A 22,298-nucleotide genomic window follows, 5' to 3' on the forward strand; every position below is an offset into this window, starting at 1 on the left:
GAGATCTACAATTCAGGTCCGTTTCTGGACCGTTCTCCCACCTGTACAATGAAGAAAATACTACAGCAATCATTATTAGGAGGAACGTTCATGGGTTCTATCATCAAATTTTCCTTGAAAAACGTGGCGATTATTGTGATCGCGATGATCTTAATTGTTGTCGGCGGGCTCTACTCCGTCAAAACGATGAAAATGGAGTCGATGCCGAATGTCGACATTCCGTACCTGGTTGTACAGGTCCCTTACCCGGGTGCGACACCGGAACAGTCATTGAATGACATTGGCAAACCATTGGAAGAATCACTGTCCGGTATTAGCCAGCTGAAGAATTTATACATCGAAACCTACAGCAATATGGCGGTGGCAGTCCTTGAATTCGATATGGATAAAAAAATGGATGAGGCGAAAAAAGATGTAACGTCAGCAGTCGCCTCAACAGAGTTTCCCGCTGATGCCGGCAAGGCAGTCATTCAGGAACAGGGGCCGTCGGCAGCACCGGTATTCAGCTTTGCACTGTCTTCAAAAAGTGCAAATCAATCGGATTTGACTCAATTCATTGATGATCAGGTAAAACCGGCCTTTTCGAAAATTGATGGAGCCGGAACCGTAGATGTGTATGGTGAGACAGATAAGCAGATCCACATTCAACTGAACACCGGCAAAATGAAACAGTTGGGCGTTACATATGATGCGGTGAAGCAAGCCATTCAAGCGAATAACTTTTCTTTACCGGCAGGGCAAGTTTCTATAGATCAAAAGACGCTGAATGTGCAAACGGACGCTAGCTTGCATTCAGTGAAAGACATTCGATCTATTGTTCTTCTGTCCGCTGGCCCGCAAGGTGTTCACAAAGTGAAACTGACGGACATCGCGAAGGTAAATAATGGAGAAAAGGAAGAGACGGTCTATACACGTCTTAACCAAAAACCGGCTGTTCTCGTTGAGTTAAAAGCACAAGCCGGAGCGAATGCCGTCGAAGTCGTTAAAGAAGCGAAACAAAAATTATCGGATCTTTCCTTGCCTCAAGGATACAAATTGACGAATCTTTACGATAGCTCTAAAGATGTCCAAGATTCGGTGTACAGCATGCTTCGCGAAGTGCTGCTCGGTACATTATTTGCCGTCATTGTGACCTTTGTGTTCCTGCGCAACATTCGCGCGACGATCGTTGCCGTGCTTTCGATCCCGCTCTCAATCCTTGCATCCATGATTGTGATGCATTACATTGGCTACAGCATGAACATGATGACGCTTGCCGGTATCGCCGTTGCAGTTGGACGTGTTATTGATGATTCGATCGTTATTATTGAAAACATCTACCGGCGTACGTTAAAAAGCAAAAAGCGTGATGAGCATCTCGTACTGAATGCGGCTAAGGAAGTAGGCGGCGCAGTTCTGGCTTCAACGCTGACCACAATTGCTGTTTTCGGTCCGCTCTCTTTTGTACCTGGAATTGTTGGGAAATTCTTTGCGCCATTCGGTATAACCGTAATTGTCGCATTAGCTTTTTCCTTTATCGTATCTGTGACGGTTGTGCCGCTATTGGCAAGAATCTTCTTATTAAATATGAAGCATAAGGAACCAAAACCAAGTATTTTCCATAAAGCATATCGCGCTGCTTTGAACTGGTCGCTTGGGCATAAAATTATTACGATTGTTCTGGCGGCGCTTGTCTTAGGAGGATCAGTTGCTCTTGTGCCGGCGATTCCGAAGAACTTTATGCCAGAGGAGAAGGCAACGTCCTATACATTGAACGCCGAGCTTCCGGTTGGAACATCACTTGATCAATCCAATCAGAAAGCGGAACGGTTAGAATCAATCATTAAGAATGAAGAACATGTGAAATATATTCAAACGTATGTTTCTGGTGATCGGGTACAAATGACGATTGATTTGTCTGATAGCGTGACGGTCGCTCAAAGTAAAGCTTTTGAAAAACAGACACGAGACGCGGTGAAGGGCCTGGACGATGATACGGAAATTTCGATCGCGCCGATTGGCATGACAGGCGGAGACAGCGGATTTGCGTTGATTGTCGATGGCGGCAGCAAGGAGCAGCTTGCTGATGCCAGTGATAAGATTGTCGCAAAATTGAAAGGTGTAAAAGGCCTGACCAATGTACAGACCAATTTATCCGGTGTCGAGCCACAGATAAAATTGACGATCGACAAAGATAAGGCAGCCGATAAAGGATTAAACCCGATTATGGTTGCATCGTACGTGAGAAGCGTTCTGTCCGGAGACAGCGTAGCGAACGCTCAAGTAGATGGGAAAACCGAGCAGATTAACTTATCACTTGGGCATGATCCGCTGCATTCAATTAAAGCCATCTCCAATTTGACCATGACGAATAGTTTGGGGCAGGACGTGAAGATATCAGATGTGGCCACACTGAAAAGACAACCAGGTCCATCCGGACTCTACCGACTGAACAGTCAGGAATACGTGCAGATTACCGGGCGATTTACCACAGATAATGTTTCGGAAGTTCAGGCGACTATCGACCAACGGATCAAATCATTGCACTTGCCGAAAACGATCAAAACCAGTTCAGAAGGATCTTCACAAGCGATGAGTGAAGGGTTTACGAATATGACAATCGCTATGGGTATTGCTGTCGTACTCGTCTTTATGGTCATGCTGCTGGCGTTCGGTAATTTGCTCGCACCCGTTGCCATTCTCTCGTCGCTGCCATTTATCTTCACTGGTGGATTGTTCGGACTTTATATTAGCAAGAAGGCGCTCGGAATGCCGGCATTGGTCGGCTTCCTGATGCTGATCGGTATTGTGGTAACCAATGCGATTGTGCTGATGGATCGCGTCATGCAGAATAAGAAAAAGGGCATGTCGATCAATGACGCTCTGATTGAGGCAGGTATGACCCGTCTCAGACCGATTTTGATGACGGCACTCGCCACAATCGGCGCGTTGCTACCGCTGGCAATTTCCACAGAAGGCGGACTCATTTCCAATGCACTTGCCATTGTCGTCATTGCTGGGCTGATCACATCAACTTTACTGACGCTGATCATTGTGCCGACGGTTTATGATTTGCTCGTTTCGATTAAAGAACGGATCTTCCGTAGAAAAAACAAACAGGTACAGGATGAAGATATTGCTTAACCTAACAAGCAATAAATGAAATACGGAAAATGCCGCAGCGAAAGCTGCGGCATTTTTTTCAAAGTACAAAACTATAGTCATATCATCAACGACAAGAAAATTGGAAAGTGCGTGATCGATGGACAGAATGACGTGATTGACGCTAACCCTTGAGGCTTGAAACCATCAAGTGAAAAATCGAAATGAACAGTAAGGTTGGTTGGATATTTTCCCGGACTTTTCGAAAACCCTCTAAAGCTTATTTAGTCCTTCCTTTTCAACATAAGCCAAAATGTGGTCAAATATTTTCAGAGCGGCGGGAGACAAGTACTGTTTTTTTAGATAGGCAAGTCCAATGAGTCGATGTTCATCCGGTTTAAAGCGGTAGATGCCGACGTCAGAGTGATTTTTCTGTAACACGAGCTCGGGAAGAATGGCAATACCGAGACCGCTTTCCACCATTGCGACAATTGACTGGTCATCAATGCTGTAAAATTGAGAGTGGACCGATAAATTGTACTTTAGCAGCAGCGCCTTAGTATCTTTGTTGTAATCATCACGCTGCAGGATGAAACTCATATCCTTAATTTCATCAACTGTAACATAATCTGGGTGCTCGGGTCTGAAATCCTTAGGGGTAACACACAGTAAGGGATCTTTGCTCAAGGGTGTAACTGCTAGATTTTCTTCTGCCGGTAGCGATATGAATCCGAGATCAACAGCGCCTGTCTTAATCCATCCAGTCACATCTTCATAACCGCCTTGAAAGATGATGATTTGGATATGAGGGAAAAGTTGCCGGAACGATTTGACGATATCGGGAATCCAATTGATACAAATGCTGCTGTATGTACCGATTCGAACCACTCCTTTTTCCAAACCGTTAATATGGGCAGCTTCTTGCTTCAGCCGTTCTTCACAATTGAGGACTGCACGAACATAAGGTAAAAGATTTTGACCCTCAAAAGTCAGCTGCATTCCAGTCCGGTCTCTGATAAAAAGCGCCACACCCAATTGATTTTCCAATTTTGTAATGGAGTGACTTATTGCTGATGGTGTTAAGTTCAGAACCTCTGCAGCTTTTAGAAAACTCTTTTGCTCTGCTACTGCGTTAAAAATCGAGTATGAAAACAGGGACATCGAGCTGCTCCCCTTTTGAATGAATTTTATTCATTTAAACGTGAATAAGATGAAGTTTACTTTCCTTTATTAACACATTACTATAAATGAAGACAAATAGAAAAGAAGTTTTTTCAATGATGCGCGAGTGGATGGTTTTCTCACATTTTTTTACTTTGATCGTGAGGAGAATAAGATGAAAACTTATCGGTATGCAGAACGAATGAGCTTAGTGAAACCTTCGGCGATCCGGGAACTACTAAAATTAGGTGCAGACCCGGACGTTATTTCTTTTGGAGGCGGGTATCCGGATCCCGATCTTTTCCCGCTTGAAAAGCTGAGTTTAGTTTTTGAACAGGTCATTAAGGAGCAAGGAAAATCAGCACTTCAATATACCATTTCAGAGGGACTTTCTGAACTCCGTCTGAAACTAATCGAAAGAATGAAACGCGTCGGGGTCACCTGCGGCCTGGAAAATCTTTTCTTACTGCAGGGCAGCCAGCAAGGCTTGGATTTGGTCGCAAAAATGTTCTTGAATAAAGGCGATATTGTGATTACGGAAAATCCGACTTTTCTTGGGGCGCTGGTCGCTTTTAATCCGTATGAACCGCAGTATGCAACGGTTTCGATGGATGAAGAAGGTATGGATATGGATAAATTGGAAACTGTGCTTAAGGCGAATCCGAATGCCAAATTCATTTACACGGTGCCAACCTTCCATAATCCGACGGGCATCACAATGAGTCTGTGTCGCAGAAAACGTCTTGTCGAATTAGCCAACGCCTACGATGTGATCATTCTAGAAGATGATCCTTATCGTGAAATTCGCTATGAAGGAGAGCAGCTTCCAAGTATCAAGAGCTTTGATACGGAAGGGCGGGTTATCCATTTAGGCAGTTTCTCTAAAATTCTTTGCCCGGGTTTGCGCCTTGGTTGGGTAGTTGCTGAGAAAGAATTGGCGGAAAAACTGTGCCTGCTGAAAATGGCTGCCGATACGCAAAATTCAACGCTGAACATGTATGCTGTAAACCGTTTTATGGAGTTGTATGATATAGATGAACACATTACGCATATTCGGAAGATCTACAAGGACAAAAAGGATTTGATGCTCGAGACGTTACGTGTCGCTCTTCCACAAAGTGTCAAATATACAAATCCGGAAGGTGGGCTCTTCACTTGGCTGACCTTTCCGGAAGGGGTAGATACAACCCGGTTGATGAAGGAGCGTGTTCTTCCTGAAGCAAAAGTAGCCTATGTCCCAGGAAGCACATTCTTCCCGGTGAAAGAGGAAGTGAACCACTGCAGATTTAATTTTTCATACATGTCCAAGGAAAACATTGTGCGGGGCGTGACTGCGTTTGGGCGTATTCTAAAAGAGTACTGTTAACAAGGTAAGCAGCGAGGGGGAAAATCAATGGAGATAAAATCTGTAGCAATCATTGGACTTGGTGCACTTGGAATCATGTATGGAAAACATTTTGTTGATCATTTAGGTGTGGATGCGGTGCGTATTATTGCCGACCACGATCGGATTGAGCGTTATAAGAAAGAGGGCATCTTCTGCAATGGCGAGCCATGTGCATTCCGGTATGTCGATGCTGAGGAACAAATGGAATCTGCTGATCTGCTCATTTTTGCGGTGAAATACACCGGATTAAAAAGTGCAATCGAAAGCGCAAAAAATCAAATTGGCAAACAGACGATTATTCTATCGGTGCTTAACGGAATATCAAGTGAACAAGTCATTGGCGAGGCTTTTGGCTTTGACCGGCTGCTCTATTGTATTGTCGCCGGAATGGATGCTTCCAAAGTAGGCAATGAACTGACCTATAAAAATATCGGTTTTCTCAGCTTTGGTGAGGCGAATGACGAACGGAGCGAGAAGGTGCAGGCACTTGCCCGTCTTTTTGACAAGGTGGACATGCCCTATGAAATTCCGGATCGCATGCTTCATAAAATGTACGGCAAGCTGATGGTCAATACAGGCGTGAATCAGTCGACCGCAGTATTCGAAACGAATTACGGCGGAATACAGGTTCCAGGCAAGCCGCGCGATACGGTGATTGCCGCAATGAAAGAGGTCATCCAAGTCGCAAATGCTGAAGGCGTGGACCTTCAAGAATCTGAAATTGCCGAATGGCTGAAAATCAACGATTCACTGAATCCTGAAGGCATGCCGTCCATGCGCCAGGACACTTTGCAGCATCGCCCAACGGAAGTTGACCTGTTTGCAGGAACAATTCGGAAGCTGGGCAAGAAGCACGGTATTCCAACGCCGGTCAATGATTTCCTCTATGATCGAATCCGAACAATTGAAGCAAGCTACGCATAATAAACGATAACCAAAAGCTGAATGTCACCGCGGCATTCAGCTTTTTCTTTTTACGCTCAAGTCTTCATGCTTGGTATCAAGCAAATGAATTTGATAGGATTTGAAATGAAGGCGGCAAAAAAGAACTCATTCGCTTGGGCAGATTTGCGATCATGACAGTACCAGATCGGATCAGATATGCTCAGCTAAAATTAGTCAAGGAGTGACCAGCAATGATTGATCTGTTTACACCATGGAAATTCAAGGGATTAGAATTAAAGAATCGTGTGGTTATGCCTCCGATGTGCCAATATTCGGTTGAGAAAAAAGATGGCGTAGCAACGGACTGGCATTATGTTCACTATGTCAGCCGAGCAATAGGCGGTGCCGGACTGATTATTATTGAAATGACGGATATTGAACCGGACGGCCGGATTTCGGATCATGACCTTGGTTTATGGTCCGATGAGCAGATTCCGGCACTGGCGAGGATTGTGGATGCCTGCCATCAGTATGGTGCCAAGGTTGCGATCCAGATCGCACATGCCGGACGGAAAGCACAAGATGCACCAACTCCGGTTGCTCCATCGGCGATTGCGTTTAATGAGCAGTACAAAACACCACGAGCACTGACAACGGATGAAGTTAAGGCAATGCCTGAGAAATATGCTCAGGCTGTAAAAAGGGCAGTTAAAGCCGGGTTTGATGCGATTGAGCTTCATGGTGCGCACGGTTATTTAATACATGAGTTCCAGTCCGCGTTTACGAACAAACGTGATGATGAATACGGCAAGGATTTAAGTAAATTCGGTACTGAAGTTTCGCAAGCGGTTCGCAGCGTAATGCCCGCCGAAATGCCGCTGATTATGCGTATTTCTGCAATTGAATATGTGCCGGGTGGCTATGGATTGGAGCATAGTATCGCATTATCGAAAGCCTATAAAGAAGCCGGTGTGGATCTCTTCCATATCAGTGCCGGCGGTGAAGGACCGATTGCTGCAGCAGGAAAACCGGGCACACACGCTGCCTACCAAGTACCATTCGCGCGTGAAATAAAGAAGGCGGTCGGAGCACCGGTGATTGCAGTTGGCCGCTTAGATGATCCGGCTCTTGCCAATGCAGTTGTCGGCAATGAAGAAGCGGATCTTGTCGCAGTTGGCCGTGGCATGCTCAGAAATCCTTATTGGACACTGGAAGCTGCCGCGCAGCTACGTAAAGAAACAGCGGTACCGCAGCAATACGCATTCGGATTTCCTGAACTTCTGCGACATTGAGGCTTTTTAATTGAAGAGTGGCAAACAGAAAGGATTTTCTCTAGTTACATAGAGAAAGTCCTTTTTTAAAAGATTAGAAAGTATAGAATTTTGAGGGGGAGTGCTCGTTCAAAAGCGTAAGGGGACGAGACTCCTGCGGAGCGATCCTGTTGATCGCAGGCCGAAGGAGACCCCGCAGACAAAAGTATGTCTGAGGAGGCTCCTGGACTGCCCGCGGAAAGCGAGTCCCCGAAGCGACATGAAGTACGGATTATCTAAGGACCTGGCACTTTTTTTCACGGACCAGGGAAAATAGGAGGAAAAAATCAACGCGATTCACATAGTGTTCATAAAGGAGTTTTACTATGGACAATGGATTAAAAAGGTCGCTTGAAACCGGAACGAGAGCAGCTCTTATGTATCTGGTTGAGGATCTGAAAATAATAAGGATGAACAGCCACTTGACTGATTATCTGAAGTAGGAAAGGGAGATTTCGTGCATGACCGAAATTAAGCAACCCGTTGATATTGACGGCAAAGCGTACAATCGAATATTTTTAATTATTGTCTTATTGATTGGAGCATTCTGTACTATTTTAAACCAGACATTGCTTGCGACGGCACTGCCTGATATTATGAAAGACTTTGATATTACGGCGGCGACAGGGCAGTGGCTGACATCGGGATTTCTGCTGATGAACGGTGTAATGATTCCCGTAACCGCGCTGCTGATTAATAAAATTAATTCTAAAATGCTGTATATTGGATCAATGATCATTTTTTTGCTTGGTACGGTTCTGGCAGCGGTCGCACCTAACTTTGCTATTCTGCTCACCGGACGGATTATTCAGGCAGCTGGTGCAGGCATTATGATGCCGCTCATGCAAACCATTTCTCTGCTTATTTTTCCTCGAGAAAAACGGGGAATTGTTATGGGACTTGGCGGCCTCGTTATCGCATTTGCTCCGGCAATTGGTCCGACGCTTTCCGGATGGATTGTCGATAGTTATGACTGGCGCGTACTCTTTTACATGATGATACCGATCGTGGTTGTTGTTATTCTACTGGCCTTCAGGGCAATGAAGAAGGTTGTTCCTCTGACCAATCCAAGAATTGATTACTTGTCGATCGTGTTGTCGACCATTGGTTTCGGCGGCATGCTTTATGGCTTCAGCAGTGTCGGAAACTACGGCTGGTCGGATGGACGAGTGATTTGGCCACTCATTGTCGGTGTTCTGTTTATTATTCTTTTCGTATGGCGTCAACTGGCCATGAAATCGCCAATGCTTGAATTGAAAGTATTTAAATCGCCCATCTTTACGCTGTCGGTGGTGATTAGCAGCATTGTTATGATGGCGATGATTGGCGCTGAACTGGTTCTTCCTTTATACATTCAGAATCTTAGAGGCGAGAGCGCTCTTCATTCAGGACTCATACTGTTGCCAGGAGCGATTGTCATGGGACTGATGAGTCCGGTGACCGGGCTTATTTTTGACCGGATCGGCGCACGTAAACTGGCGATTACAGGAATCTTTTTACTGACAGCCGGAACTGTGCCGTTTATGTTCCTGACGGCACATACAAGTTATGTGTCCATTGTAGTTATGTATGCTGTTCGTTTCATGGGCATTTCGATGGTGATGATGCCTGTAACAACGGCCGGGATGAACGCACTACCGGATTCACTGATGAGCCACGGGACGGCCGTGAATAACACGATTCGTACCGTTGCAGGTTCAATCGGTACAGCAGTTCTAATTAGTATATTTACCAATGTTACCAAACACGGTATGCCAAAAAAGAGTTTGATGACGACCGATCCGGCCCACTATGGACAACGCGCTATTGACGCGACGTTAAACGGTATGAACGCAGCATTCATTGTCGCCGTTTGCTTCTGTGTGCTGACACTGATACTCACGTTCTTCATAAAAGGCAAAGAGAAGCAAGCTGCAACCGGCGAAGTATCCAGTTAACCGATTGTGAGAAGAACGCCCCACTATATTTCTAGGAAGTGAACAATGTGATTTTATTCACCTTAATTATTAGCGTCATACTGTTTGTGATTTTTATTTTTACCAGCGGATCTAAGCTGTTTTCGAAGTATAGATGGTTGCAGTACATTTTGGTGGCACTGTCTCTAATTGTGTTTCTTGGCAGTGAGACACTGCTCATTTTGAATGAGCATAGTCACTTCGGCATGAAAAATAAGGTATATACGAAAAAGGTTGAGATTTATTCAGCAACCGGACAGAATCCGCAGGCCCCATTTCTGGTCCTTACCCAGAATGTAGGCAAAGATAAGCTGTACATTTATAACATCAACAAACTAGGCAAACCGAAGATGAAGCATACGCAGATGACCGACCATAATCTTGTTAAAAATACGGATCAGCCGGCATATCTGGCGATAGAAAAAACACGGCGTGTGTTCAAAAGCGATTTTTACAAAACACTATTTGCCTATAGCGGAAACAAGAATGTGCTTGTCTCTACACGAAATGTCTTCTACCTGCCGCAAAATCATCAAGTGATGAGTGTGCAGGACATGAAAAAAATGCAAAAAGAGATGCAGAAAAAGCAGGCAATGCAGCAAAAAAAATGATAGGCAGCAGTACAGGACTTTTCACCAAATGAGGTGGGAAGTTCTTTTTTTGCGTGGTTAACAAATGTTCACAAAAAAATAGTGGGGGACCTGAATCCAAATCCCACCACTATCTTGAATGAAGCATCAGTTTTTCAATTTATTAGAAGACGCTGCGAACGAGGCCGCCGTCAACACGCAATGCCGTACCATTGATGGCCGAAGAAAGAGGGCTGCTGATGTAAGCTGCAAAATCACCGATTTCTTTTGGACGGATCAGGCGTTGAATGATGGAAGTCGGACGGTTGTTGGACATGAACTTCTTTTCAGCTTCTTCTAAAGTAAGCTTTTCATTTGGATAGAGGTTGTCCAGCATTTCTTCCACACCTTGAGTGAGCGTTGATCCAGGCAGAATGGTATTGACGGTGACGTTTGTTCCGCGCGTCAATTCGGCCAGGCTGCGAGAAATCGCTAACTGGGTCGTTTTTGTCGCGCTATAATGTACCATTTCCATTGCTGGAGAAATGGCTGATTCACTGGATATGAAGATAATACGTCCTTCTTTTTTCTGTAGCATTTTTTCAAGATAATGCCGGCTGAGGCGAATACCACTCATGACGTTCACGTTAAAAATATGTTCCCACTCGCTATCGGAAATCTCAAAGAAATCGCGGGTTGGGAAGATTCCCATGTTATTAATCAGAATGTCGAGATCTGGATATTTTTTTGTTAATGATTCGAAGCCCTCATTGGTACTAAGGTCTGCAACCGCTGGCTTTAAATCAGCATTTTTAACATTTTTGCTGATGTCATTAATTGCTTGTGCCACTCGATCTTCGCTTCTTCCGTTAATCAGAACAGTGGCTCCTTCCGCTGCCAGTGACTGTGCAATCGCTTGTCCAATACCTGCTGTTGAACCCGTGACGAGTGCCGTTTTTCCATGCAATTGTAAATCCATAATCAAATCCCCCAATTTTTTGTGATGAATGAACGAATCTTGATTGCGCATAATCATGATTGTCTGCTTACCTAATCCTCATCAGAAACCTTTACAAGAGGAAAAATTTCATGTACTATATGCATGTGCATGCAAAATATAGCACGCTGAAATTGATCTGTCAACAAGAGTCACTTGGGAATACTGGGAGTTACTTTATTTAAATAGAGGAGGTGGTCTGATGAAGAATCCTACATTACCATTATTTGAACATTGGCTGTATCTGAATCAATATCACGCACAGATCGAGCAGACACTAGAAAAGAATTTAACAGCGATGCATGATCTGTCGTTAAAAGAATTTTATGTACTGTACTTCTTAGCTCAGAAGTCCGAAAAGCAGTTGAGACTTCAGGATTTGCAAGAATCTGTCGGATTAAGTCAAAGCGCAATGTCAAGACTCGTCAGTCGCTTCGAAGCAAAAGGGTGCGGCGTTCTTGAAAGACGAACCTGTGAGACTGACCGTCGCGGGGTTTATACATCGATCACGAAAAAAGGTGAAGAGAAACTGAACGAAGCGATGAAAACGGTCGATCAAATTCTTGCTCAAAGATTTAAGGAATGTAATCTGGAAAGCCTTTTCGCGCAACCGGATAAAATTACACCCTGAATCCATGATTCAGGATTTTTTTCTATTAGTAAAGAAAAGTTCGAAGAGGGAATCTAGAAAATATTCTCGGGCAGGTGTTGACTTGTATTTAGGCACATGATATTATATGCATGCGCATGAATCAAAAAAACTCTGCGTTTTCGTATATAAGCTTTCGTTCAAAAAAGATTTCAATAAGTTGTTGACATGATTTTTGATCGGGGTTAATATATGCATGCGCATAAATTAAAATTTAACTTACCTGATCATAATCATTACATAGGAACATAGGAGGATTGAGTATGATGAGAGATTTAAATTGTTCTAATGAATGTATGTGCATTCATTAAAATCAATTTGACCAATGATTATTTTTTACCTGAGGACATCAAAATAAAGAAATCAACCATAAAAGGGAGCGAGAAAAAATGTATAAAGACTTAGCAGGAAAAGTAGCCGTTGTAACAGGTGGATCTAAAGGAATTGGAAACGCGATTGCGCGTCGTTTGTCTGAAGAGAAGATGTCTGTCGTCATTAATTACCACAGTGATCGCCAAGGGGCTGAAAATACAGTGAAAGAATTGGAAAAGCTAGGCGGGAAAGCGGTGGCCGTAAAAGCTAATGTGGGAACAGAAGAAGGCATTCAGGCATTATTGGATGCAGCTGTTAACACCTTTGGCGATATGGACGTTTGGGTGAATAATGCCGGCATGGAAAATTCTTCTTCGACTCATGAATTGAGCTTAGAGGATTGGAACAAGGTGTTGAACGTCAACTTGACGGGCGTATTTCTAGGCGCAAAAGCTGCCTTGAACCATTTTCTGAGCCATGACAAAAAGGGCAACATCATCAACATGTCATCTGTCCACGAACGGATTCCGTGGCCAACATTTGCGCATTACGCGGCAAGCAAAGGCGGAGTCAAGTTATTTAACGAAACGATTGCTCTTGAATATGCCAAACGCGGAATAAGGATTAATGCAATAGCTCCGGGGGCAATTAATACACCGATCAACGCTGAAAAATTTGCGGATCCCGCACAGCTCGAGAGTACGCTGAATTTGGTTCCTATGAATTATATCGGCAAGCCCGAAGAAGTGGCGGCTGTCGCTGCATGGCTGGCTTCAAATGAATCCAGCTATGTAACCGGCACATCCATTTTTGTCGATGGAGGCATGTCCCTCTACCCTGAATTTGCTGAAGGCAAAGGCTGATTCATATTAATTAAATAATGATTGGAAACTGTGGGGTATCACTTGCAGTTTTCATCCTTTTTATTGCACTCATCAATTAATAGAATCTATTCAAAAAGGAGGACAAAAAGGGCCGAGAAGATCAAGGAGGCGCAGTTCCGAGCACCGGAGCGTATGCAAAAAATACGTGAGGAGCAGAGAAACAAGTTGACGCAGAGATTCGACAGCAATTTTTCCCGGACTTTTTGAACAACCTCTAATTAAACACTAAAAGGAGTAAAACATTATGTATATACTGGTTGCACTCATACCGGCAATTATGTGGGGAATCATTCCACTTCTTGTTTCAAAATTTGGCGGAAAGCCGAATCAGCAAATCTTAGGGACAACGCTTGGGGCGGTCATCTTCGCCGTCATCCTGTACTTTTTCACAACACCTGCTTACACATGGGTGAGCTTCTTTGCCAGCTTAACGTCCGGTCTTTTCTGGACCGTCGGACAATATCTGCAATATACATCATTCAAAAGCATTGGCGTTTCCAAAGCGATGCCAATCAGTACAGGTATGCAGCTGCTAGGCACATCACTGGTTGGGGTTCTCGCTTTTCAGGACTGGAACACCCCGGTAAAGTTAACCCTTGGTTTTATCGCTCTAGCCATCATTATTATCGGTGCGGTACTGACCTCTTACCAGCAGAAAAAAGCAGGTAATTCGGAAGGTGCGTCGCAATCATTGAAACTGGGCATTATCATGACCATTTTTTCAGCGATCGGTTATGTCATTTATGCGACAATCGGCCAAGCCTTTCATGTGAGCGGCTGGACCTCCATTTTGCCGCAATCTATCGGCATGTTGCTTCTTGCGCTCATCCTGAGTATAAGAAATGGCGGAGAAAGACGTTTTTCAAAAGAAACGTTCAAAAATATCATTGTCGGTTTGTCTTGGAGTGTGGGAAATCTGGCGTTGCTGCTTTCAACAAATGAAGTCGGTGTGGCAACCAGTTTTACGCTCTCGCAGATGGGCGTTGTTATTTCGACGCTTGGTGGGCTGTTCATACTGAAGGAAAAAAAGACGCACAGAGAATTAGTTTCTGTGATTATCGGTGTCATTTTTGTTGTGATTGGCGGTGCGTTGATTGGTTATATCAAGGGACTGTAAGAACACAAACGATCTTTAGCATACTCGGATTAAGAAAAATGGATTTTACCACCAAGTAATGGAAGCTCTTTCGAAACTCAGAAGAGTTAAGTCAAGCCCAAACGATGTACACAAAATTGGCCCTAAGCGAATCTCTTGCTCAGGGCCAATTTCATATTTGATTGCTCACTTATTCAAAAACCGTTTGATGCCCTCAACGACGTAATCATGATCCATTTGTGGAGTCAGACCAGCAACTGTGACCGAACCGATGACCCCGGCATTTTTTATACGGATTGGAAAAGAACCGCCTACAGCCTGATATTCTGAAGAGGAGAGAAGCGAGCTTTTATCATGAGTGGTTCCGGCTTCCTCGAATCGGGCAGCAATATAATGCGAACTGTGATTGTAATGATCGACAACACGTTTTTTGCGGAAAAACCAGAAGACATTTTCTTCAGAGGTCCCGTCCATCAAGTGTGTGAACAGTGGGACGCGATTGCGTTCAATATGAACAGCTACAGATTTTCCGTTTTCCTTTGCGTAATTGATCAAGGTTAATCCCAAAGTTAATGCATCTTCATTGGTGAACCTGTCAAATTGCAATTCGTTTTCCAATTGTTCGAGTTGTTTGAGACTCATTAATGTCACTCCTTAAAATAGTTTCTGTTTCTTATCCAGTGAGTAGCTCAATAAAGCAAGCCCCAATGCTAATCCGACCATGATGGCACCGATCCACGCTGTATCCAGGTAGGTCAGATAATCGACCGCAACGCCTCCTAAAGCAGATCCGGCAGCGATGCCGATGTTAAATGCTGATATATTTAGTGCGGATGCGATATCTTTTGCTGATGGAACGAGCTTTTCGGCTAGCGTAACGATATAGGCCTGAACACCGGGCGACATCATAAAGGCACAGAAACCTAGAATAATTACGGACAGAACACTGAGTATATGGTTTGGTAAAAGCCACATCTGCAGAAGCAGTACCACGCCTTGAATCAGAAAAATCCACCGTAAGGCCTTAACTGGGTGCTGATTGGCAGATCTTCCTCCAATAATATTTCCAATCGCGAGAGCCACTCCGTAGATAAGAAGCAAGATGGAGATGGCACCGACCGAATAACCGCTGATTTGTTCGAGGATCGGTGAAAGGTAGGTGAACAGGGCGAATGTTCCGCCAAAGCCAAATGCAGTCATCAGAAAGGCCATCATAATACGTGGATTTTTGATGAGTCTTCCTGCGTCACGTAAAGTCGGGGTCTCATCGTGCCTCGTTATTTTATCAACAGCAAAATAGTTCATGATCAATGAAGCGAAACCAAATCCGGTAATGGTAACAAATGTAGCACGCCAGCCAAAATGCTGCCCTATAAAAGTTCCTAGAGGTACGCCGACAATCGTCGCCACCGTTAATCCGGTGAACAGGATCGATATCGCTGTTCCTTTTTTTGTTTCAGGAACAAGATTTGATGCAACGATTGCGCCAATGGCCATAAATACGCCATGTGTCACAGCTGTCACCACTCGGGATATCATTAACAGCTCATAGGATCCGGCTATTGCAGAAAATGCGTTTCCCAAGGTAAACACTGCCATTAATATCAGAAGCAATGCCTTTTTGGGGATGCGTCCGGTCAATACGGTAACAACCGGTGTACCGACTGCGATCGAAATCGCGTAACCGGAGATAAGTGTTCCGGCTTTTGAAATTGATATATGAAGATCATCGGCTACGGTTGGTAGCAGACCGACAATAACAAACTCTGTTGTCCCAATTGCAAAGGTACTGATAGCTAAAGAGAGCAGACCAATCGTTGCTTTAGCAGACATGTCTTTCATCGCTTTCCTCCTGGATCTGATTGTTTTTCTACCAGAGCATTTTGGAAATCCGGGTGCTGCACTGAATCAACTTTTTACTGATGAATTTGTCCCTTTTCTTTGTCAGTCGGGTAGATGGTCCGGATAAAGCCAATGCAGCAATGACATTGTCCTGATAGAACAGGGGCACGGCAATACAGCGCAGACCGATTTCCGTTTCTTCGTCATCAATGGCGTAACCTTGCTGCCTGATCACTTTCAAATGCTCCTTCAGTAAGTGTCTATCGGTAAATGTATTTGTTGTTTTTTGATCGAGTATTAATTGTTTGATCAGATTTTCTCGATCGTTTTCATCTAAGAAAGCTATAATGACTTTGCCAAGAGCATTCAGATGAGCAGGAGCTTGCGCTCCGATTTCCGAAGGACATCTGATGGCAGGCGTTCGATCTACGATTTGTGTCGTGATCACATCTGTTCCATGTAAAATACCGATATTAATCGTTTCGCCTAATTCGTCATTCAGCTGATACAGCGGCGGAACCGATAGCCAATTTAATCGGGCGTTGTATGGATTGGAATAGCCGCCGACTTTATCGGTTACGCTGTATGACTGATCATGTTTCTGTACATAACCCATCAATTCAAGCGTGTATAAAAGGCGAAACGTTGTGGACTTATTCAAACTGAATTTTTTCATGACTTCACTTAGCGTCATACTTTCCTCTTATTGCAGGGCATCAAGGATCATGAGTCCTTTTTTTAAGGTGGCCACCTCGTATTGACTCACTTGATTCACCTTCCTTCGGATGATGTTTATCATAAATGCTGGTAAGGGGAAAATCAAAAAAGAACAATTTGTTTCTCTATTTGAAACGATAGATCAGCGAGCCATAGGTTAAAAGCGGAGAAACGGGTAAAAAATTATGATTCGCATTCCGTGAATCGAGCAATACTATTAAAAGAATACACGAAAGGAAGGGACGAGTTCGATTACGGCGACGATTTTAAATCAAGGAGTCTGTATGGAATGACTGCGAAGAATTCATGTGTAGATCTTGATGGTAAAAAGTACAACCGGATATTATTGATCTGTGTTCTACTTGTCGGTTCATTCTGCGCGATCTTAAATCATGCAATGCTGGCAACTGCACTTCCAGATATTATGAAAGAACTTAAAGTGGACGCGGCGAACGGCCAATGGCTGGCATCGGGATTTTTATTAATCAACGGCATTATGATCCCGATTGCTGCACTGCTTATGAGCAAAGTAAGCTCACGATTTTTATACATAATAGCGATGATGTTTTTCCTGCTTGGCACACTTTTATCGGCAGCTGCTCATCAATTTCCTGTTCTTCTCGCCGGGAGAATGATTCAGGCGGCAGGTACAGGCATCATGATTCCGCTGACGGAGACCATTTTTCTGCTTGTTTTTCCTAAAGAAAAAAGAGGATTTGCGATGGGGTTAGACGGGCTCGTGATCGCTCTCGGACGAGCCGTTGGACTGACACTTTCGGGCTGGGTCGTTGATAATTACCATTGGCGTGTTCTTTTTTATCTTTTGATCCCTGTCTCCCTATTTGTTCTTGTAATTGCTTGTTTGACGATTAGAAGAATCATTCCGTTAACCCATTCAAAGATTGATTATCTTTCCATAGTACTATCTTCGATTGGTTTTGGCGGACTGCTTTATGGATTCAGCAGTGTGGGCAATCATGGTTGGACGGATGTAAATGTGGTTATGGGATTAGCGATCGGAACGGTAATCACAATTCTGTTTATCTGGAGGCAGTTAAAAATAAAGGAACCCATAGTGAACTTAAAGGTGTTCCGGTCACCGCTTTTCAGTCTCTCCGTAGTGGTCGGCGGCACAATCATGACAGCAATGATTGGAGCCGAACTTGTTCTGCCGCTGTATCTTCAAAATTCACGAGGAGAGAGCGCCTTTTTTTCAGGACTTGTTATTATGCCCGGCGCCATTGTCATGGGGCTGATGAGTCCGGTGACGGGAATCATTTTTGACAAAATCGGCGTTCGAAATCTAGCTATTGCCGGCATGTGTTTGCTGACCATAGGCACAATACCGTTTATGTTCCTTACCATGTCCACCACTTATGGCTTCATGATTGTTTTATACGCCGTGCGCTTTTTCGGCATATCTATGGTGATGATGCCGATGACCACAGCCGGTATGAATACGTTACCCGATACGCTGATGAGTGACGGAATCGCCGTCAATAATACAATGCGTACCATTGTCGGTTCTATTGGTACTTCGATATTAATCAGTGTCATGTCCAATGTGACCAAAACTGAACTTCCGGAAAAGAATATGTTCGGCTCCGATCCCACACTATATAACGTCTTAAAAACGGATGCCGTCTTAAACGGCGTCAACGCCGCTTTCATGGTCGCCGTCAGCTTCTGTTTGCTGACACTGGCGCTTACCTTCTTTATAAAAGAACGACATATCAAACATCGAATACAGTAATGCCTATGGTTCTATTCTACTTAATCGCGATCGTTATCGGTTAACAACGACATTTTCTCGAGAAAACCTGCGATAAGGTCTAGATCCGTGTTGCTGTAGGTCTGAATCACCTTTATGTTTTTTTGCGTCAATAAAGAATTCATAATGGGAAAAAATAGAAGGCGAGTTACCTTGACACGCATATTTAAACCTTTATAATTTGAAATGCCGCACTTCAGGCAGACTGTTCATGGATAATCAACCATGGAAACTGCTTGAAACGCGTTTTTATTTCGCCTGTCGCTTTATTGCTTTAAAGCGTATTCGCGAGAAACACAGAGAGAAAGGATATAAGAATGATGCGTGCAACAGAAGAGAAGAACGAAACATTAAGGCGTGGATTGCTGCCGCGCCATATTATGCTTATGGCCATGGCCGGTATGATCGGTACAGGCATTTTTAAAGGGAGCGGCGATACATTAAGCATTGCCGGACCCAGTGTAACGATTGCATACTTGTTATGTGGGCTCATTTTATTTATTGTTATGGTCGCTTTGGAAGAACTGGCGATTGCTTATCCGGGATTGAACATCCAGCATCTTATGCATAAAGCCTTTGGATTCCGTGTATCAATCATGATTGGATGGTTGTACTGGATTAACTGGATGATTGTTACGGTCGTTGAGATTTTAGCTGCAGGAAGTTTTCTTGAATATTGGTTCCCACATGTGCCTTTATGGGTATTAGCAGGGGTGTGCGGACTGTTTATCGTTGGCATTAACCTTTTTCAAGTCAGCCTCTACGGTGAATTTGAATTCTGGTTTGCCGGAATTAAAATTGCAGCAATCATTGTGTTTATTATTTTAGGCGTGCTTATTTTATTTGGGATCATTCCAAGCCCTGCCAATCCGGTTAAGAATATCTTTGGTTACGGTGGATTTTTTCCGCATGGGTTTGGCGGCATGATCCAGGCCTTGCTTGTCGTGATCTTTTCCTACGGCGGGTCTGAACTGATCGGGCTTACAGTAACCGAAGCGAAAGACGTGGAGCATGTATTGCCGAAGGTTATTAAAAGTGTTGTTTCACGAGTAATCATGTTCTACATTCTGCCAATTATCATTATCTGTGGCATGATGCCTTGGAGCAGCGTGTCCGCCACGCAGAGCAGCCCGTTTGTTCAAGTGTTTGAGGCGGTCGGCCTTCCAGGTGTGCCTCATCTAATGAATTTTGTGCTCCTGACTGCCGTATTGTCCGCAGCCAATTCCGGTATCTATGCGACAACTCGGACACTTTACTCCATGGCTGAGCGCGGCGAGGCACCAAAATTTGTCCGTAAGCTTTCAAAACGAGGCGTGCCGCTCGGTGGAATTGCACTGACAACAAGCTTTTTAGTCATCGGCATTGTCTTGGCATACCTGGCTCCTGGTCAAATCATTAATCAATTGATGAGCATCCCAGGATTTACGATTTGTCTTGTGTGGATCGCCATTTGTGCTGCTGAATTGAAGTTGCGTCCTTCTTACGAGCGCCTGCCATTCTTTAAAATGGCCGGATTCCCGTATATGACCATTCTAGGAATGGCTTCACTGTCCGCAATTTTCCTATCCTTCGTGCTGAACGGAGCGAACCGAGTAGGGACGATCACCTGTTTTATTATCATGGGCTTTCTGATCGTCGTTTCGTTCCTCGTTAAATCAGGATCCGAGCAAGCTAAGAGCGAGCGTCCATCCTGATTGATTTTAGATGAATAGATGAAAGAGACTGTCCTTTTAAGGGGCAGTTTTTTTACGCACAAAAAGAGGAAATAGTATCCGGATCACGATGTGGTATTTTACCCTGTTTGCAGTAAAATTAAAATACAACAGAGTGGAAGTCCTGCTTACAAACTTAAATCGATAAGGTGCAGATAAATGAACGTTATCAAAGCAACGGAACACACTATTGATGCATTAGTGGACTTAGAAATGAAGTTATGGCCGGACCATACAAAGGAGGACTTGCTTGCCGAATGCCGAAAGCAGCTTCACTCGGATCAGAATGTTCATTATTTAATAAGGAACAAAAACGACTATATTGCGTTTATCCACGTCTCGATCAGAAATGATTATGTAGAAGGTGCGAACTCTAGTCCAGTTGGTTATGTTGAAGGCATTTTTGTGGAAAAAGAGTTTCGTATGTTGGGGCTTGCGAAAAAATTGATCGCTGCAGGTGAGGAATGGGCGAAAGCTAAAGGTTGCAGGCAGATGGGTTCCGACACAGAACTGGCGAATCAGAGCAGCTTAAACTTTCACATTCAAACAGGTTTTTCAGAAGCCAATCGAATTATTTCCTTCATAAAAGATATTAAATAAAAAAGCACCAATTACAAACGTAAGTAATCGGTGCATCGCAACAATTATGAAATGAGTTCTCTTTTTTTGAATACCTCTTTAGCGACAGCGACTGCATTAAGGACTCTCGGGAATCCAACGTAGGGTACGCATTGAATAAATGTTTCGGCGATTTCTTCCGGAGTCAGTCCGACGTTCAGTGCGCCGTTGATGTGTACCCGAAGCTGGTTTTCCGTTCCTCCTTGAGTTGCAAGGCTGGCTAGGGTAATGCATTCTCGTTGTTTCAGGTCCAGAGTTGGCCGGGTGTAAATGTCTCCAAAAGCAAATTCAATAATGAACCTGCCTAAATCAGGGGCAATTTCCTTCAAGTTTTGTATGACTTGATCGCCAACCGCTCCATCCACTTCCGCCAATTTCTCAAGTCCCCGTTCAAAACGTGTTTTGTCTTCCATATGCTTCATCTCCTAAAGTTGATATAATGAAGCATATATATTGGAGTATACTCCATGTCAAGAGGAGTGTCGTCTGTGGTTTATTCGATCGGAACTTTTACAAAAATAACCGGTTTAAGTGCTGATACACTGCGTTATTACGAAAAAGAAGGATTGATTTTTCCAGAAAGAGACTTAAATAATCGGCGTGTTTATAGTGAGAAAGACATTGATTGGATTGAATTTATACTAAGGTTAAAAGAAACGGCGATGCCGATCAGTCAGATCAAGGCATATGCGCGCCTGAGGTACGAAGGAGACAGCACCTTGGAAAAGAGACTCGACCTGCTTCTAGACCATCAACGTTTCATCTATAAAGAAAAAGAAAAACTTGAACAAAATATTCTGCATCTTAATAACAAAATAAATATTTACAAAGAAGCCATCGAAGAGCGAAGATGATGATAAGTACATGATTGGGGGCTATGAACGGTCAAAAGGAGAGATCCGGAAGCTAAAAATTGAAGATTTTAAAAAGTGCGCGTCCATTTGGGATATGGAAAAGCAGAACAAATTAGCTGAAAAATTTTATCGTGAATTACAAACAGGGAATAGGGAGACGTTTGTCTATGTTGAAGGCGATACATACATAGCTGAAGGATCAATTGTTTTCAACATGCAAGATCCCGATTATACCATTGATAATCAGCGTGTCTATTGTTCAAGGCTGATTGTAAAGGACACCTATCGTCATCGTGGAATAGGAAGCGCCATGATTGATTTTCTGGTCGACTATTCACAGAGATTGGGCTATAAAGAAATGTCCATTGGTGTGGATTTGGACAATGTGATCGCGAGGAACCTATATAAGAAAAAAGGGTTTACACACGTGCTGTTTCAAGGAAAAGATGAGCAAGGAGTTTATGCAAAACTATTAAAAAAGCTGTCCGATTGATCATA

The 22,298-nt window shown here is 43.7% G+C and carries 20 protein-coding genes; 14 read left to right on the forward strand and 6 right to left on the reverse strand.

Annotated features, from left to right (window positions below; all coding sequences use genetic code 11):
- The first annotated feature begins 90 nt into the window (after window positions 1-90).
- Window positions 91-3,123 (forward strand): efflux RND transporter permease subunit, encoded by a 3,033-nt coding sequence (locus P343_RS24285; protein ID WP_023509361.1) that lies wholly within the window; start codon window positions 91-93, stop codon window positions 3,121-3,123.
- A gap of 231 nt (window positions 3,124-3,354) precedes the next feature.
- Here the strand turns inward: P343_RS24285 and P343_RS24290 are convergent, their stop codons facing one another.
- Window positions 3,355-4,242 (reverse strand): LysR family transcriptional regulator, encoded by an 888-nt coding sequence (locus P343_RS24290; RefSeq protein ID WP_023509363.1) that lies wholly within the window; start codon window positions 4,240-4,242, stop codon window positions 3,355-3,357.
- 175 nt (window positions 4,243-4,417) lie between these two features.
- On the opposite strand from P343_RS24290, the gene P343_RS24295 reads away from it, so the two are divergent.
- The 5 genes from P343_RS24295 to P343_RS24315 all read left to right on the forward strand — a co-directional run bounded on the left by P343_RS24295 (window position 4,418) and on the right by P343_RS24315 (window position 10,390).
- Complete coding sequence (locus P343_RS24295) at window positions 4,418-5,608, forward strand: aminotransferase-like domain-containing protein (RefSeq protein ID WP_023509364.1); 1,191 nt, start codon at window positions 4,418-4,420, stop codon at window positions 5,606-5,608.
- Window positions 5,609-5,635: 27 nt separating this feature from the next.
- Window positions 5,636-6,553, forward strand: a complete 918-nt coding sequence (locus P343_RS24300; RefSeq protein ID WP_023509365.1) for a ketopantoate reductase family protein — start codon at window positions 5,636-5,638, stop codon at window positions 6,551-6,553.
- A 212-nt stretch (window positions 6,554-6,765) separates the two neighbouring features.
- Entirely contained in the window at window positions 6,766-7,806 is a 1,041-nt protein-coding gene (locus tag P343_RS24305) for an NADH:flavin oxidoreductase/NADH oxidase (protein ID WP_023509366.1), read from the forward strand.
- 479 nt (window positions 7,807-8,285) lie between these two features.
- Window positions 8,286-9,761 (forward strand): MDR family MFS transporter, encoded by a 1,476-nt coding sequence (locus P343_RS24310; protein ID WP_023509368.1) that lies wholly within the window; start codon window positions 8,286-8,288, stop codon window positions 9,759-9,761.
- Between the two features lie 86 nt (window positions 9,762-9,847).
- Window positions 9,848-10,390: a DUF4811 domain-containing protein gene (locus tag P343_RS24315; RefSeq protein WP_269077905.1), complete on the forward strand. Its 543-nt coding sequence runs from the start codon at window positions 9,848-9,850 to the stop codon at window positions 10,388-10,390.
- A 142-nt stretch (window positions 10,391-10,532) separates the two neighbouring features.
- On the opposite strand, the gene P343_RS24320 is transcribed toward P343_RS24315, so the two are convergent.
- Entirely contained in the window at window positions 10,533-11,327 is a 795-nt protein-coding gene (locus tag P343_RS24320) for an SDR family NAD(P)-dependent oxidoreductase (RefSeq protein ID WP_023509370.1), read from the reverse strand.
- Between the two features lie 220 nt (window positions 11,328-11,547).
- On the opposite strand from P343_RS24320, the gene P343_RS24325 reads away from it, so the two are divergent.
- From P343_RS24325 to P343_RS24335, 3 genes are all read left to right on the forward strand, one after another.
- Window positions 11,548-11,976 (forward strand): MarR family winged helix-turn-helix transcriptional regulator, encoded by a 429-nt coding sequence (locus tag P343_RS24325; RefSeq protein ID WP_023509371.1) that lies wholly within the window; start codon window positions 11,548-11,550, stop codon window positions 11,974-11,976.
- Between the two features lie 407 nt (window positions 11,977-12,383).
- Window positions 12,384-13,169 (forward strand): glucose-1-dehydrogenase, encoded by a 786-nt coding sequence (locus P343_RS24330; RefSeq protein WP_023509373.1) that lies wholly within the window; start codon window positions 12,384-12,386, stop codon window positions 13,167-13,169.
- Between the two features lie 265 nt (window positions 13,170-13,434).
- Window positions 13,435-14,307 carry a GRP family sugar transporter gene (locus tag P343_RS24335; protein ID WP_023509374.1) on the forward strand — a complete coding sequence of 291 codons (873 nt, stop codon included), beginning with the start codon at window positions 13,435-13,437 and terminating at the stop codon, window positions 14,305-14,307.
- Between the two features lie 165 nt (window positions 14,308-14,472).
- On the opposite strand, the gene P343_RS24340 is transcribed toward P343_RS24335, so the two are convergent.
- From P343_RS24340 to P343_RS24350, 3 genes are read right to left on the reverse strand one after another with little or no spacing between them, the layout of a single operon-like run.
- Complete coding sequence (locus P343_RS24340; RefSeq protein WP_023509375.1) at window positions 14,473-14,928, reverse strand: heme-degrading domain-containing protein; 456 nt, start codon at window positions 14,926-14,928, stop codon at window positions 14,473-14,475.
- Between the two features lie 12 nt (window positions 14,929-14,940).
- On the reverse strand, window positions 14,941-16,128 hold the full coding sequence (locus P343_RS24345) for an MFS transporter (RefSeq protein WP_023509376.1): 1,188 nt from the start codon (window positions 16,126-16,128) through the stop codon (window positions 14,941-14,943).
- Between the two features lie 28 nt (window positions 16,129-16,156).
- Entirely contained in the window at window positions 16,157-16,822 is a 666-nt protein-coding gene (locus tag P343_RS24350) for an IclR family transcriptional regulator (protein WP_023509377.1), read from the reverse strand.
- A gap of 312 nt (window positions 16,823-17,134) precedes the next feature.
- Here P343_RS24350 and P343_RS24355 point away from each other — a divergent pair, with 312 nt between their 5' ends.
- The 3 genes from P343_RS24355 to aac(6') all read left to right on the forward strand — a co-directional run bounded on the left by P343_RS24355 (window position 17,135) and on the right by aac(6') (window position 20,928).
- Window positions 17,135-18,598, forward strand: coding sequence for a DHA2 family efflux MFS transporter permease subunit (locus P343_RS24355; protein WP_023509378.1), 1,464 nt, complete (start codon window positions 17,135-17,137; stop codon window positions 18,596-18,598).
- A 335-nt stretch (window positions 18,599-18,933) separates the two neighbouring features.
- Window positions 18,934-20,310, forward strand: coding sequence for an amino acid permease (locus P343_RS24360; protein WP_031263691.1), 1,377 nt, complete (start codon window positions 18,934-18,936; stop codon window positions 20,308-20,310).
- A 177-nt stretch (window positions 20,311-20,487) separates the two neighbouring features.
- Window positions 20,488-20,928: an aminoglycoside 6'-N-acetyltransferase gene (aac(6'), locus tag P343_RS24365; protein WP_023509380.1), complete on the forward strand. Its 441-nt coding sequence runs from the start codon at window positions 20,488-20,490 to the stop codon at window positions 20,926-20,928.
- A 44-nt stretch (window positions 20,929-20,972) separates the two neighbouring features.
- On the opposite strand, the gene P343_RS24370 is transcribed toward aac(6'), so the two are convergent.
- Entirely contained in the window at window positions 20,973-21,359 is a 387-nt protein-coding gene (locus P343_RS24370) for a carboxymuconolactone decarboxylase family protein (protein WP_023509381.1), read from the reverse strand.
- Between the two features lie 54 nt (window positions 21,360-21,413).
- Here P343_RS24370 and P343_RS24375 point away from each other — a divergent pair, with 54 nt between their 5' ends.
- Window positions 21,414-21,800, forward strand: a complete 387-nt coding sequence (locus P343_RS24375) for a MerR family transcriptional regulator (protein ID WP_236620329.1) — start codon at window positions 21,414-21,416, stop codon at window positions 21,798-21,800.
- A gap of 10 nt (window positions 21,801-21,810) precedes the next feature.
- Window positions 21,811-22,293, forward strand: coding sequence for a GNAT family N-acetyltransferase (locus tag P343_RS24380; RefSeq protein ID WP_023509383.1), 483 nt, complete (start codon window positions 21,811-21,813; stop codon window positions 22,291-22,293).
- Window positions 22,294-22,298: the final 5 nt, after the last annotated feature.

It is taken from the genome of Sporolactobacillus laevolacticus DSM 442 (assembly GCF_000497245.1).
Classification (GTDB): Bacteria; Bacillota; Bacilli; order Bacillales; family Sporolactobacillaceae; genus Sporolactobacillus; species Sporolactobacillus laevolacticus.